Source organism: Achromobacter agilis, from assembly GCF_900496965.1.
Taxonomy (GTDB): Bacteria; Pseudomonadota; Gammaproteobacteria; order Burkholderiales; family Burkholderiaceae_B; genus Achromobacter; species Achromobacter agilis.
In genome coordinates this window covers 87,023-101,496 of record NZ_UFQB01000005.1, presented here as the reverse complement: position 1 = coordinate 101,496, position 14,474 = coordinate 87,023, and the positions used below count along the sequence as shown (strand labels likewise).

Sequence of the window (14,474 nt, the reverse complement as noted above, 5' to 3'; positions counted from 1 at the left end):
CGGCGGTCATGGCGGGCTCTTTCGGTTGGCGTCGTTTAGCGGGTGACGGCGATCAGGTCCAGCTTCAGTTCCGGAATGCCGGACGGAGCGTAGATGGCGATGCTGCGGGCCTGCAGCATGCGGTCGTACAGCGAGCCGCGCGTCTGCAAGGTGAAGTAGCAGGCACCCGGCTTGACGGGCACGGCGGGCGGCACTTGCGGCGTGTACACCAGCTGCACGCCCGGCATGGCCGACAGCACGAGCTTTTCCACGTCGTCGGGCGCGCCGACCTTGAAACGCAGCGGCACGGTTTCGGCCAGCTCGCTGGCCGGCGTGGTGGCCGAAACCGACAGGTACAGCGCGGTGGCCTCGTCCAGTTTGTCCGAGTCCAGCCGGCCGACGTGGAACGAGGGGCGCACCTCGTCCAGCACGATGGAGAAGTAGCGGGTCGAGATGACGGTGTCGAGCAGGTCGCGCAGGATTTCATCGAGCTGCGCAAAGGCCGCGCCCGGCTGCTCGTGCCGATATGCGGGCAGGTCCGCCAGCGTATGCACCTTGGAGAACGTCATCAGCGCGCCGGCCAGGCGCAGCATTTCCTGGAACAGGCGCTCCGGGTGCAGCTGCGGGTTGTGGAACAGGTGCGAAAGCGCCGAATAGGCCTCGTTGGCGGTGTGCAGCAGCCAGAAGGAGGCTACGTCGCCCGAGCGGAACTCGATGATGTTCTTGTTGGGTTCGCGGTGAAAGCCGTACAGGGCGTTGACCTTGGCCTGCAGCGCGTCGAGCAGGCGGCGCAGCTGCTCGAAGAGCGCGCTGCAGGCCTGGACCGTGAGGCTGGGCGCGATGAAGCCCGTATCCAGTTCATAGCCGGCGCTGGCCGTGCGGCGCACGCGGGCAATCGGAATCGTCAAGAGCGCATCGCGCGGTTCATGCTCGGACAGGAGGCGGACGTTCTTGCGCAGGAACGCCAGGTCGGCGGTGCTGGCATTGGTATAGAGATCGGGCGCGGGGCTGTCCTGGTGCGCGTAGCGCGCATCGAAACCCTGGCCTTGCTGCGCATCGCGATAGTTGCCGCCGATGTCCTTCATGGGATGCAGCGCCAGATAGAAGACCGCTTCGCTCGCGCCGTCCAGCCCGTCCAGCGCCACGGCGGGCGGCAGGTCGTCGTTGTGGGGCGCGTTATAGATTTCTCCGTCGGGGAAAATGGCGGATAGTTCGGTGGCGCGCAGCATGCCGTTGGCAAGCGCCGCGGCGTCAAAGCGCGCGGCGCGCAGGCCCCACGAATAGGGATGCAGCGCCCGGCTCATCTCGGCGAGGCGGGCTTCGTGGTAGGCGTCTTGGCGTTGAAAATGCTGGGGCCGCAGGAACAGCCCCTCTCCCCATAGGATCTTCGCTGAATGGCTCACGTTTTCTGGCTCTTGTTCATATTAGAGACGGCGGTTCATGACGACGGGGCGCCGCGGGTTGCGTGTGTTCAGCCCGGGCATTGCACCGATCCGAGCCGCGCCGGGTCGAAGTCGGGCACGCCTGGCGGCAAGGTCATCTTGCCGGTGACGACCGTCATCGCGCAGGCATGGGCGCCCATGACGATGCCGGTGTCCTCTGCGGTTTCCACTGCGAACACGTACTTCCAGCGTTGCGGCGCGGGCGCATAAAACAAACCCGCGACAGCTATATAGGTGGCGCTTTTCGGCACCTTCTCCAGGTTTTCGTAACGCTGCCCCGGTGTCAGCGTGACCTCGCGCGAGGCGATGACGCTGTCGCCCAGGGCTGACTTTTCGCCGTCAGTATCAACTAATTGTGTGAGCGGCGCGCGCTGAAATGCCTCGGCGTTCTTCAAATAGTATATTTTCGTAACCACGGCCATGGGCTGGCCGTTGCTCGAGTTCAAATTTTCTCCGGCGTGTATCGCCAATTTCACGTCGACAGGCGCATTCGGGTCCTTTTTGAGACCCGCCATATCCATGACGCCGCCGGTCATTCCTGCCACTGCTCCAATCGCTGAAACCGCTGCACAACCACTGATGACGGGGGTTGTCGCGATCAGTGCGACCGCTGCCATGCGCCGAGAAAAATAGAGATGTTTTGACATGGCTCTTTATACCGGAAGCCTGCGACAACATACAGATCGCTGCATGATGAGCGAAATTTCGTTGTGAGTTACATGAAGTAATGCACTGTAGTGCTGTGCTAACAAAAGGTTGTTGAAATACGCGGCCTTGGTTACACCCACCTACAAGCCAAAAAATGCACATTTCCCGGGTTCTCCTCATTAGCGGAATATTGGCTTTCGTGACGGGCTGCGCGACGTCATCGAAGCCCCAAACGGACGCCGAATACAAACAATCAATGACGCTGGCCACGGAGACACTGGCCACGAAGAGCAACGACCAGGCCGTTGCCCAGTTCCAGGAAATCGCGCTGCGCAATCCGTCGCGCGGCGCGCCATGGTCGTATATCGCGAAGATCCGCTTTGACGAACAGCGGTATGGCGAAGCCATCGTCGCGGCGGATGAAGCCCTGAACCGGGAACCCGAGGACTTCACGGCCAAGACCGTCCGCGCTGTGGGTGGCTTGCGCGTTGCGATGCAGTCGCTGGCCGACCTGCGCGCCGACGCGCTGCTGGCCGGCAATGCCCGGACCGACGCGGTGGCGCTCGCCGCCGCGATGCGTGAAACGCTGGGGCAGGATGTGCTGTTCCCGGAAGGTTACAAACCGCCGCGTCACCGTCAGCCGGCCAAGCGTAACAACGATACGCAAGGGGCGGGCGCGGCTGCCGTGCCGGCCGCCGGCTCCGCCACGCCAGCGGCCGCCGTGCCGCCGGCCAAACCCGTCGCCAATCCGGCTGCAACACCTGCCGCCGGCGCGCAGGGCGCAAACGCCGCGGGCGCCGCCCCGGCGGCCGCTCCCGCAGGCCGCGCGCCGGATCCCTTCGGCAATCTCCTCAAACCCTGATCGGGCCGCCAGCCCCGTCACTATGCACTTCGCTTGGAGCCCCCATGGCTAAGAAAGAAAGCGTTCAGAAACGACTCCAGAAAGTACGCCCGCCGCGCGTCCAGCTGACCTATGACGTCGAGAAGGGCGATGCGATCGAACAGAAAGAGCTTCCCTTCGTCGTGGGCGTGGTGGGCGACTTCAGCGCGCAGTCGGAAGCCGAGCTTCCGCGCCTGAAGGATCGCAAGTTCGTCAATATTGATGTAGACAATTTCGATGACGTGATGCGCGGCCTGGAGCCGCGCGCCGCCTATCGCGTGAAGAACCGCCTGACCGATGAGGGCGGCACCTTCGGGGTGGACCTGAAGTTCCGCTCGGTCGAGGATTTCCGGCCGGAAGCCGTGGTGCAACAGATCGAGCCGCTGAAAGAGCTGCTGGACATCCGCACCAAGCTTGCCGACCTGCGCAATAAGCTCGCGGGCAACGACAAGCTCGAGGACCTGCTGGGCGAAGTGCTCAGCAGCACGGAAAAACTGCAGCAATTGACCAGCGAAGCCGGCAAGAATGGCAAGGGAGGCAGCAATGAGTAATTCCGCCGCCGCGCAGAACGTGTCCGCCCCGGCCGCCGAGGCGGACTCGGGCCTGCTGGACCAGATCGTCGAGCAAAGCCGGGTGGCCAAGTCCACCGCCGAGCACGACCGCGCCAAGGACCTGATCGGCGAACTGGCCCGTGAAGTCATGAAGGGCACCGTCGTCGTTTCGGACAATCTGTCGGCGATGCTGGACGCCCGCGTCGCCGAACTGGATCGCCTGATCTCCGCTCAGCTGAGCGAGGTGATGCACGGCGCCGAATTCCAGAAACTGGAAAGCACCTGGCGCGGCCTGCACTACCTGTGCCAGGAGAGCAACACCGGCCCGATGCTCAAGATCAAGGTGCTCAACGTCACCAAGCGCGACCTGGTGCGCGATTTCCAGACCGCCATCGACTTCGACCAGAGCCTGATGTTCAAGAAGGTCTACGAAGAAGAGTTCGGCACGTTCGGCGGTTCGCCCTTCGGCGCGCTGCTGGGCAACTTCGAGATCACGCGCCAGCCCGAGGATATGTACTTCATCGAACAGATGTCGCACGTGGCCGCGGCCTCGCATGCGCCGTTCATCGCCTCGGCCTCGCCCGAGCTGCTGGGCCTGGACAGCTTCGCCGACCTGGGCCGGCCGCGCGACCTGGCCAAAGTGTTCGACACGGTGGAATACACCAAGTGGCGCAGCTTCCGAGATTCGGAAGACTCGCGCTACGTGGGCCTGACCATGCCGCGTTTCCTGGGCCGCCTGCCCTACGACCCGAAGGAAGGCACCTCGGTAGAGGGCTTCAACTTCGTCGAAGAGGTGGATGGCACCGACCATGCCAAGTACCTGTGGTGCAACGCCGCCTGGGCTTTCGGCGCGCGCCTGACGGCGGCATTCGCCGACTTCGGCTGGTGCGCGGCGATCCGCGGCGTGGAAGGCGGCGGTCTGGTGGAGAACCTGCCCACCCATACCTTCAAGACCGACGACGGCGAGATCGCCCTGAAGTGCCCCACCGAGATCGCCATCACCGACCGCCGCGAGAAAGAACTGAGCGACCTCGGCCTGATTCCGCTGGTGCACTGCAAGAACTCCGACTATGCCGCCTTCTTCGGCGCGCAGTCGGTGCAAAAGGCCAAGAAATACAACACCGATAGTGCCAATGCCAACGCGGTCCTGTCCGCGCAGCTGCAGTACATATTTTCGGTGTCGCGCGTGGCCCATTACCTGAAGGCCATGATGCGGGACAAGATCGGCAGCTTTGCCTCCGCGCAATCTGTCGAGAGCTTCCTGAATCGCTGGGTTTCGCAGTACGTGCTGCTGGACGATAACGCGAGCCAGGAGCAGAAAGCGCAGTTCCCCTTGCGGGAGGCATCGGTGCAGGTCGCCGAAGTGCCGGGTCGCCCCGGCGTGTTCAGGGCCGTGGCGTTTTTGCGGCCTCACTTTCAGCTCGACGAGCTTTCGATTTCGCTGCGTCTGGTCGCGGAGCTTCCCGCGCAGGCCCAGAAGTCGTAAGGCCCGTTTGATTCGACGTTTTTTTACTGGAGAGGCTATTAATGAAGGACATCTACGTCAAATTCGGCAACCCCGCGCTCAAGGGCGAGTCGCAAGACAAGGACCATCCGGACTGGATCGAAGTCGGATCGTGGCGCCATGAAATCATCCAGCCGCGTTCGGCTACCGCCTCCACCTCGGGCGGCCATACCGCCGAGCGCACCGAGCATGGCGAGATGGTCTTCACCAAGGATCTGGACGTGGTCAGCCCGCTGCTGTATCAGCACGCCTCCGGCGGCACGACGTTCGACGAAGTGACCATCGATTTCCTGCGCGCCGACGGCGAAGGCAACCGCGTCAAGTACCTGGAGATCAAGCTCAAGTACGTGATCATCTCGCGCGTGGCCCCCGAGGTCGTGAGCGAAGGCCTGCCGCACGAATCGTTCTCGCTGAAGTACGCCGCCGTGCAGTGGAAGTACACGCAGCAGAAGGTGGGCGGCAACCAGGGCGGCAACGCCCAGGGCGCATGGAGCCTGACCAAGAACGACAAGACGTATTCGGTCTGAACGTGACCGCGTAGACGGTAAAGGCCGCGGCTCGATCCGGGCCGCAGCCTTTCCTGAATGAGGTCCGTGATGAAAGGATTCGAACCCAGCCTGTTCGACAAATTGTTCGACGGCGACGGGAAAACACCGCACGCCCTGCGGCGCCTGTCGGTTGAGGAAATCAAGGAAACCGTCGCGCGCGACATCGAAGCCCTGCTCAATACGCGCATGGTCTTCACCGAGGAATCGCTCAAGCGCTATCCGAATTGCCAGCGGTCCATCCTCACCTATGGGCTGTCGGACTTTTCGGGCCTGAGCCTGGCCAGCCACTACGACCGCGAATTCATCTGCCGATCGCTGGAGCAGGCGATCGCCCGCCATGAGCCGCGCCTGACGCATGTGCGGGTCATGCTGCAGGTGGACAGCCGCGCGACGTCGGTGCTGTATTTCGCGATCACCGCGATGCTGGACGTGGGTCCCGCGCATGAGCCGGTGACATTCGATGCAACGCTGCAGCCATCTACTTTGCAGTATTCGGTGAGCAAGGGCTGGGCCAAGACCGCAGCCGCCGCCTGAACGAACAATGAACGCGGGCGCCGGCTCAAAGCCGCCGGCGGAGAAGGGAAAGATGGAAGAACTGCTGCCATATTACGAACGCGAGCTGGGTTTTCTGCGCAGTTCGTCGCGCGATTTCGCGCAGCGCTATCCCAAGATCGCCGCGCGGCTCGGATTATCGGGCGAAACCTGCGAAGATCCGCACGTGGAGCGGATGATCGAATCGTTCGCCCTGCTGGGCGCGCGCATCAACAAGAAGCTCGACGACGACTATCCGGAATTCACGGAAGCGCTGTTCGAGGTGATGTATCCGCACTACCTGCGCCCGTTCCCCTCGTGTTCGGTGGCGCAATTCGACATGGGCGGCGTGGCCGCCCAGCTGACCGCGCCGGTGCGCCTGCCGCGCAGCACGGAGCTGAAATCGCATGCCGTGCGCGGTGTGGCCTGCCGCTTTCGCACCGCTTATGACGTGACGCTGGCGCCCGTGGCAATCCGCCAGGCGGGTTTCGCGTCGACCGCCAACGCGCCGTCCTCCACGACCCTGCCGCCGGGCGTGACGGGCCGCCTGTCGCTGACCCTGGCGTGCCTGGCTGAAACGCAGAATTTTTCCACGCTGGCCGTGGACAGGCTGCGCGTTTATCTGCATGGCGAGCCGTCGTTCGTCGCCGCGCTGCGCGACTGCCTGTTCCTGCGCACCGCCGCGGCCTATGTGGAGACGCAGCCCGGCCGCTGGAGCCGCCTGACGGAGGTGCCGCTGGCGCAGGTGGGCCTGGCCGAGGAGGACGCGCTGATCGATTTTCCCGCCAGCTCGCATCCCGCCTACCGCCTGCTGGCCGAGTACTTCGTCTTTTCCGAGAAATTCAACTTCGTGGACATAGACCTGGCGGCGCTGCGGCGCGCGGTGGGTCCGGTCCGCGAATTCACGCTGCACTTGCCCGTGAAGGGCCTGCGCGCCGATTCCAATACGGCCCGGCTGCTGGAATCCGCTTCCGCCGACAATTTCCGGCTGGGCTGCACGCCGGTGGTCAATCTGTTCCCCCAGCGCGCGGATCCCATCCGCATCACGCACGCCGCGGCGTCGTATCCCGTGGTGGCCGATGCGCGGCGCGCCTACGGCTACGAGGTCTATTCCATCGACCGCGTACGCCAGGTGCGGCAGAACGCGCAGGGCGATTCGATCGTCGAGTTCCGCCCCTTCTACTCCCTGCATCATGGCGAGACGCCCGATAGGGCCAGCCATTACTGGACCGCGCGGCGCGATTCGATGGTGGCAGAACGCAGCCCGGGCTACGAGATGGAGATGTCCATCGTGGACATTGACTTCGATCCTTCGGTGCCGCAGACCGAGACGCTGAGCCTGGAATTGACCTGCACCAACCGGGACCTCCCCTCGCACCTGGCCGTGGGCCAGCCCGGCGGTGACCTGTTCCTGGAGGGCGGATCGGTTGCGCGCGAAATCCGCATGCTGCGGCGCCCGACGCATACGCACCGCTTCCAGCAGGGCCGTGCGGCGCATTGGCGTCTGATTTCGCATCTGGCGCTGAACCATCTGTCCCTGGTGCAAAGCGGCCTGCCCGCTCTGAAGGAAACGCTGCGCCTGTATGACCTGTCGCACGCCGCGGTGGCGGCGCGCCAGATAGAAGGGCTGGTGGGGCTGGACTACAAGCCTGCCACGCACTGGATGCCGGGCGAGCCGTTCGCCACCTTCGTGCGCGGCATCGAAATCCGGCTGACGATCAACGAAGACAACTTCGTCGGCACCAGCCTGCATGCCTTCGTGGCGGTGATCAACCGCTTTTTCGGTCTTTACGTGCATGCCAACAGCTTCGTGCAGTTGGTCGTGCTCTCGCGCCGCGGCGCGGAAGAAATCCTACGGTGCCCCCCATGCAACGGCGACGCGATCCTAGCGTAATCGAATCGCTGCTGGCCGAACCGCAGCGATTCAAGTTCTTCCAGGCCGTGCGGGTGCTGGAGCTGTGGTTCGCCCGGCAGGAGGGCTCGCGCGCCAAGAACGCGGTGCCGGCGCACTTGCGCTTTCTGAACTCGTCGTCGCTGGGCTTTCCCGCAAGCGAAATCGCCTCGCTGACGGCATACGACAAGGACGGGCAGGCGCTTGACGATCCGCAATCGCGCCTGGACGCGCTGGCCTCGGGCAAGCTGGGTCGGGTGGAAATCGAGCCCGCCTTCTTCGGCCTGCTGGGCGCGCAGGGCGCCTTGCCGCTGCACTATTCCGAGATACTGAGCCACCGGGAGAGCGCCAAGCGCGATCGCGGCGCGCGCGCATTTTTCGATATTTTCTCGAACCGGGCGGCGGCGCTGTTCTATGCGGCGTGGAAAAAGTACCGCATGCCGCTGCGCCACGAAACCGAGCAGGACCATCACTATCTACCGCTCCTGCTGGCGCTGGGCGGAATCGGCCACGCAGCCCTGCGCGACCGCCTGCATTCGGGCCAGGGGCAGGTGTTCGATGAATCGCTGGCGCACTATGCCGCCGCGGCGCGCCAGCGGCCGGTGTCGGCTGCCTATCTGCAGCGCGTGCTGTGCGATTACTTCCAGGTGGATTTGCGGGTCGAGCAGTTCGTCGGCCGCTGGTACCACGTTCCGCCCGAACACCGCACCCAGCTGGGTATGCCGGGCGCGGTGCTGGGGGTCTCCGCGATGGCGGGCGATCGCATCTGGCAGCGCGACATGCGCATCCGGCTGTGGATCGGGCCGCTGTCCAAGGCCGCGTTCGCCGATTTCCTGCCGGGCGGCGCCCGCGCGCAGGCGCTTGAGAAGCTGCTGACGATGTTCGGCGGCATGAGTTTTGAGTACGAGGTTCGGCTCGTGATGGCCAAGACGGACGTCGCCGGCAGCGTCCTGGGCGGCGATGGCGAAGGCGCGCGCCTGGGCTGGAACTCCTTTCTTTGCACCGGACCGGTGGCGTCGGATCGCGACGACGCCAGCTATGAACTGCACACCATTCACTAAGAAAAACATCACCTAGAACATGGCCACTCCCTTGAAAACCCTGATCGGGAAACTGAACCAGACCTGCCGTCAGGCCGCCGAGCGCGCCGCCAGCCTGTGCATGGCGCAAGGCCATTACGAGGTGGACCTGGAACACCTGTTCCTGGCCTTGCTGGAAAAGCCCGCTAGCGACTTCAGCATCGTGGCCCGCCGCAGCGGCATCGATGCCTCGACGCTGGAAGCCGACCTGAATGCCGAAATCCGCGGATTCAAGAACGGCAACACGCGTACGCCGGTGTTTTCGCCGCATCTGCCGCGGTTGTTCGAGCACGCCTGGCTGATCGCCTCGCTGGACACGCAGACGACGCGCATCCGCTCCGGCCACCTGCTGCTTGCGCTGTTGACGGAGCCGGACCTGGCGCAACTTGCGCGGCGCGGCTCGCATCTGTTCGAATCTTTCCGGCTGGAAGAGTTGAAGCACGATTTCACCGCGCTGACGGCGGGATCGGAGGAGGCGGGCCAGTCCGTCTCCCTGGGCGATGGCGCGGACGGCGCCGCCGAGGAGGGGGCCGCGCCCGCCTCGGGCCTGTCCAAGACGCCGGCGCTGGATCAGTACACCGCCAACCTGACCGAACGCGCGCGCGAAGGCAAGATCGACCCGGTGATCGGCCGCGACGCCGAGATTCGCCAGATGATCGACATTCTCACGCGCCGCCGCCAGAACAACCCGATCCTGACCGGCGAAGCGGGCGTGGGCAAGACGGCGGTGGTCGAAGGGTTGGCGCTGCGCATCGTGGCCGGCGACGTGCCGCCGGCGCTTGCGGGCGTGGCCTTGCGCACGCTGGACATGGGCCTGCTGCAGGCCGGCGCCAGCGTCAAGGGGGAGTTCGAGAACCGCCTGAAGAACGTCATCGACGAGGTCAAGCAAAGCTCCACGCCCATTATCCTGTTCATCGATGAGGCCCACACCATGATCGGCGCGGGCGGGCAGGCGGGCCAGAACGACGCGGCCAATCTGCTCAAGCCGGCGCTGGCGCGCGGCGAACTGCGCACCATCGCCGCCACCACCTGGAGCGAATACAAGAAGTACTTCGAGAAGGACGCGGCGCTGGCGCGGCGTTTCCAGGTGGTGAAGGTGGAGGAGCCCAGCGAGGAACTGGCCGCCAGCATGCTGCGCGGCATGGCGCCGCTGATGGAACGGCATTTTGGCGTGCGCGTCCTGGATGAGGCGATCGTGGCCGCGGCGCGCCTGTCGCACCGCTACATCAGCGGCCGCCAGCTGCCGGACAAGGCCGTCGGCGTGCTCGATACCGCGTGCGCGCGCGTGGCCCTGGGCCGCAGCGCCACGCCGGCGCTGATCGACGATGCGCGTCATCGCCTGGCCCGCCTGGAAACCGAGCATGCAGCCCTGCGCCGCGAAGCGGCGGCGGGCGCGGCGCAGTCCGCGCGCCTGCGTGAACTGGAACAGGAGATGGACGCGACGCGCACAGCGCTTGCGCAGGCCGAGGTGCGGCTGGCGCAGGAAAGCGAATTGGTCGGGCAGATTCACGCGCTGCGGGAAGAACTCGAAGCGGCGGGAGAGCCCGCCGTGCCGGAGCCCGCGGCCAAGCGCCGTTCGGGCAAGGCGGCCGCGCCCGCGGCTACGCCCGGCCAGGCGCAGCTGGCCGAACTGCAGCAGCAGCTGCGCGCCCTGCAGGGTGAAGCGCCGCTGGTGCCCGCGTTCGTGGACGCACAGGTCATCGCCGAAATCGTGTCGGCCTGGACCGGCATCCCGCTGGGCCGCATGGTGAACGACGAAATCCGCACGGTACTGGAATTGCAGCCCCTGCTGGCCGAGCGCGTCATCGGCCAGGACCATGCGCTGCATGCCATCGCCCAGCGCGTGCGCACGGCGCGCGCGGGCCTGGAGGATCCCAACAAGCCCAAGGGCGTGTTCCTGTTCATCGGCCCTTCGGGCGTGGGCAAGACCGAGACCGCGCTGGCCGTGGCGGACGTGCTGTACGGCGGCGAGCGCAAGCTGGTCACCATCAACATGAGCGAGTATCAGGAAGCCCACAGCGTATCGGGTTTGAAGGGCTCGCCGCCGGGCTATGTGGGCTACGGCGAAGGCGGCGTGCTGACCGAGGCGGTGCGCCGCCAGCCCTACAGCGTAGTGTTGCTGGACGAAATCGAAAAAGCCCATCCGGATGTGCTGGAGCTGTTCTTCCAGGTGTTCGACAAAGGGGTGCTGGACGATGCCGAGGGCCGCGAGATCGACTTCCGCAATACGCTGATCATCCTGACCTCCAATGTCGGATCGTCGGCCATCATGCAGGCGTGCCTGAACAAGAACGCCGAGGAACGGCCGGATCCGGAGGCGTTGCAGGAACTGCTGGCGCCGCAGCTGTACAAGGCCTTCAAGCCCGCCTTCCTGGGCCGGATGAAGACCATCGCCTACTACCCCGTGGACGACGACGCGCTGGCGCGCATCATCGGCCTCAAGCTCGGACGCATCGCCGAGCGCGTGCAGGCCAACCACCGCGCGGTGTTCGATTGGGACGAGGCGCTGGTCGAGGCCGTGCTCGCGCGCTGCACCGAGGTGGATACCGGCGCGCGAAATGTCGACCACATCCTGAACGGCACGCTGCTCCCGCAGATCGCCGAGCAGGTGCTGAGTCGGATGGCGCAAGGCGAGGCCATTGTGCGTATCCGGGTCACAGCCGGCAAGAACGGCGATTTCCGCTACCGCCTGACCTGAGCCCGGAGCCGCCGCCATGCCCCCCCAGGATTCCTCCGGACTTTCCCGCCTGCAGACCGCAGGCGTAACGCAGGCCAACCGCCTGCTGAACCTGACCACGCCGCTGGGCGAGAACCGCCTCGTGGCGGAGACGCTGACTGCGCACGAACAATTGAGCGGAGGCGCGTGCCGGCTGGAAATCACGGCGCTGTCCAGCGATGCCCACATCCCGTTGAAGTCGCTGTTGGGGCAGCCGGTGGCGCTGCGCCTGCAGACGGCGCTGGACCGCGAGCAGCCGCGCCTCTGGCACGGCCATGTGACGGCGGCGGAATTCCGCGGCGCCAACGGCGGCATGGCTCGCTACGCCCTGACCGTGGAGCCTTGGCTGGCCTTCCTGCGCGCCCGGCGCGACAGCTTCGCCTATCAGGACAAGACGGTGTTCGACATCGTCGAGAGCGTGTTCGGGGACTATAAGGGCCAGGCGACGCTTGCGCCGCAATGGCGCTGGGACGTGAAGGACAAGGCGGCCTACGCCAAGCGCAGTCTGACCATCCAGTACCGCGAAACCGACCTTGCCTTCGTTGAACGCCTGCTCGCGGAAGAGGGCCTGTTCTATTGGATCGAGCACGAGGCGGACGGCCATACGCTGGTCATCGCGGACCACAATGGGGCCTTCAAGGCGGGCGCGCAGGCCAGCGTGCGTTTCGCGCGCGCGGACGTGACGGAAACGGAAGACAGCATCCAGCAGTGGAGCCAGCGCAAGCGCTGGCAGACCAATGCCGTGCGCATGGCCAGCTGGGACTATCGCAGTGCTCAGGCGCGTTCGGTCGCCGCGCAGGCCGATGCGGGCGGGGCGCAGGCCATCGAGTTGGCGAGCAACGACTACCCCGGGCAGTACGCCTACGAGGACAGCGCGCAGGGCGAACGGCTGGCGCACAATGCCCTGGCCGCCATCCGCGTCCGCCAGGAGAGCTATGAGGGAGCGGGCACCGTGCGTACGCTGGCGCCGGGGCAGCGCTTCGAGCTGACCGGCCACTATCAGCAGGGCGGGCCGTCCGCCTACGTCGTGATTGCGATGACGCATCAGGCCCGCAATAACTTCGATGCCGACCTGGGCCGCGCGGTGAGCGAGGCGCTTGGTGGCGGCGCGGGCGCGCAAGACGACGCGGACTTCTACAAGAACACCTTTACTTGCATCGGCATCGACACCGAATTCCGTCCGGCGACGCAGGATGGCCATGGCGCGCGGCTGCATCCGCGTCCCACCGTCTTCGGCGCGCAGACCGCGCTGGTGGTGGGAGCGAAAGACCCGGTGCACACCGACCGCGACCACCGCATCAAGGTGCAATTCCATTGGCAGCGCGGCAAAGCCTCCAGCAGCCGCCTTGCGCACCCCTCGGGCGATGAGAACGCGCCCGCCAAGGATGAACTGGGCACCTGGGTCCGCGTGGCGGAGCCGGTGGCCGGCGGAGACTGGGGCGGCCATTTCGTGCCGCGGGTGGGGCAGGAGGTGCTGGTGGAGTTCCTGCATGGCGACATCGACCGGCCCGTCGTGGTGGGCGCGCTTTACAACGGCGAGGGCGCCGAGGACGCGTCGCACAACCAGGTGCAGGCGGGCGGGGCCAACGCCACCGGCAATGCGCCCGCGTGGTTCGCCGGCGGCAACGAAGGCCATGCGCACAACGCCGTGATGTCCGGCTTCAAGACGCAGGCGCTGTCGAGCAGCGGCGCGGGCACCGGCGGCTACAACCAGCTGGTGCAGGACGACACCCCGGGACAATCCCGGCTGACGGCGTCCACCACGCAGGCGGACGCGCGCTTGAACCTGGGCCACATCAAGCAGCAGCGCGACAACGAGCGGCTGGACGACCTGGGCCATGGCGCGGAACTGGCCACCAAGGAAGCGGTGGCGGTGCGCGCGGGATCGGGGCTGCTGATCAGCGCCGATCTGCGCGAGAACGCCGACGGCGCGCTGCTGGACAGCGCGGAGGCGGCCAAGCAGATTGAAAGCGCCATGGCGTCGGTCAAGGAACTTGCGGACCTGGCGGCCAAGCAGAAGGCGGCCCTGGAGGGCGATCCTGAAACCGTGCCGGCGCAGGACGCACTCCAGCACGTCCTGGACGTGGTGGAAGCGGAGCAGGAAGGCCCGGGCGGGGGCAAGGCCAGCGTGGCGGTGGCGGCGTATAGCGAGCCCCACATCCAGGTCAGCGCGCCGAGTGGCATCGGCCAGTACACACCGGCGGACGCGTTCCTCGTGGCGGGCAATACCTTCGCGCAGGTGGCGCCGGACGTTAACTGGGCCAGCAGCGCCAACGTGGCGCTCGGGGTGGCCGCCGGCGCGGTGCTGTTCACGCTCGGCCAGGCGCCGTCCGGCGGCCGTCCGGTCAAGGACCAGGGCCTGCGCCTGCATGCAGCCGGCGGCAAGCTGCGGCTGCACAGCCAGGACGCCAAGATGACGTTGACGGCCGAGAAGGCGGTAACCATCGCATCGGCCGACGCGAGCGTGCTGGTCGAAGCCAAGAAACGCCTGCTGGCCACCGCGGGCGGCGCCTATCTGCGGGTCGAAGGCGGCGGCATCCAGCTGCATGCGCCGGGCAAAGTGGAATTGAAAGCCGGCGTGCATAGCTGGATCGGCCCGCAAAGCGCGCCGTTGCCCGCAACTTTGCCGGCAGGGGACTTCGAAGGGTGCCAGCTGAGAATGCAGAGCGCGGCGTCATCGGGCGCCGCGGCGGTTGACCTGTAGC

General features: G+C 65.9%; 11 protein-coding genes. 9 read left to right on the top strand and 2 right to left on the bottom strand.

The features are described 5' to 3' along the window. Positions 1-35: 35 nt before the first annotated feature. Both tssK and tssJ read right to left on the bottom strand, forming a co-directional pair. Positions 36-1,382 (bottom strand): type VI secretion system baseplate subunit TssK, encoded by a 1,347-nt coding sequence (gene tssK / locus AGI3411_RS07945; RefSeq protein ID WP_129526836.1) that lies wholly within the window; start codon positions 1,380-1,382, stop codon positions 36-38. 68 nt (positions 1,383-1,450) lie between these two features. Continuing rightward, positions 1,451-2,068, bottom strand: coding sequence for a type VI secretion system lipoprotein TssJ (tssJ, locus tag AGI3411_RS07940; protein WP_244240283.1), 618 nt, complete (start codon positions 2,066-2,068; stop codon positions 1,451-1,453). Between the two features lie 257 nt (positions 2,069-2,325). Between tssJ and AGI3411_RS07935 the strand changes: the two genes are divergently transcribed. The 9 genes from AGI3411_RS07935 (at position 2,326) to AGI3411_RS07895 (ending at position 14,473) form a co-directional block, all read left to right on the top strand. Then, positions 2,326-2,931 (top strand): hypothetical protein, encoded by a 606-nt coding sequence (locus AGI3411_RS07935; RefSeq protein WP_244240282.1) that lies wholly within the window; start codon positions 2,326-2,328, stop codon positions 2,929-2,931. 44 nt (positions 2,932-2,975) lie between these two features. Continuing rightward, the gene (gene tssB / locus AGI3411_RS07930) at positions 2,976-3,500 is read left to right on the top strand and encodes a type VI secretion system contractile sheath small subunit (protein WP_013396290.1); all 525 of its coding nucleotides are present in this window, start codon (positions 2,976-2,978) and stop codon (positions 3,498-3,500) included. Continuing rightward, positions 3,493-4,986 carry a type VI secretion system contractile sheath large subunit gene (gene tssC, locus AGI3411_RS07925; protein WP_059371264.1) on the top strand — a complete coding sequence of 498 codons (1,494 nt, stop codon included), beginning with the start codon at positions 3,493-3,495 and terminating at the stop codon, positions 4,984-4,986. Before tssB ends, tssC begins: the two co-directional genes overlap by 8 nt. 41 nt (positions 4,987-5,027) lie before the next feature. After that, positions 5,028-5,531: an Hcp family type VI secretion system effector gene (locus AGI3411_RS07920; RefSeq protein WP_006395404.1), complete on the top strand. Its 504-nt coding sequence runs from the start codon at positions 5,028-5,030 to the stop codon at positions 5,529-5,531. 69 nt (positions 5,532-5,600) lie between these two features. Further along, positions 5,601-6,086 carry a type VI secretion system baseplate subunit TssE gene (tssE, locus tag AGI3411_RS07915; RefSeq protein WP_043546372.1) on the top strand — a complete coding sequence of 162 codons (486 nt, stop codon included), beginning with the start codon at positions 5,601-5,603 and terminating at the stop codon, positions 6,084-6,086. Positions 6,087-6,138: 52 nt separating this feature from the next. Further along, positions 6,139-7,977, top strand: a complete 1,839-nt coding sequence (gene tssF / locus AGI3411_RS07910) for a type VI secretion system baseplate subunit TssF (RefSeq protein ID WP_129526835.1) — start codon at positions 6,139-6,141, stop codon at positions 7,975-7,977. Further along, a complete protein-coding gene (gene tssG / locus AGI3411_RS07905; RefSeq protein WP_208748030.1) occupies positions 7,941-9,035 on the top strand; it encodes a type VI secretion system baseplate subunit TssG in 1,095 nt (364 codons plus the stop codon). Before tssF ends, tssG begins: the two co-directional genes overlap by 37 nt. Before the next feature lie 19 nt (positions 9,036-9,054). After that, the gene (tssH, locus tag AGI3411_RS07900) at positions 9,055-11,751 is read left to right on the top strand and encodes a type VI secretion system ATPase TssH (RefSeq protein ID WP_129526833.1); all 2,697 of its coding nucleotides are present in this window, start codon (positions 9,055-9,057) and stop codon (positions 11,749-11,751) included. A 16-nt stretch (positions 11,752-11,767) separates the two neighbouring features. Further along, positions 11,768-14,473, top strand: a complete 2,706-nt coding sequence (locus AGI3411_RS07895) for a type VI secretion system Vgr family protein (RefSeq protein WP_129526832.1) — start codon at positions 11,768-11,770, stop codon at positions 14,471-14,473. Position 14,474: the final 1 nt, after the last annotated feature.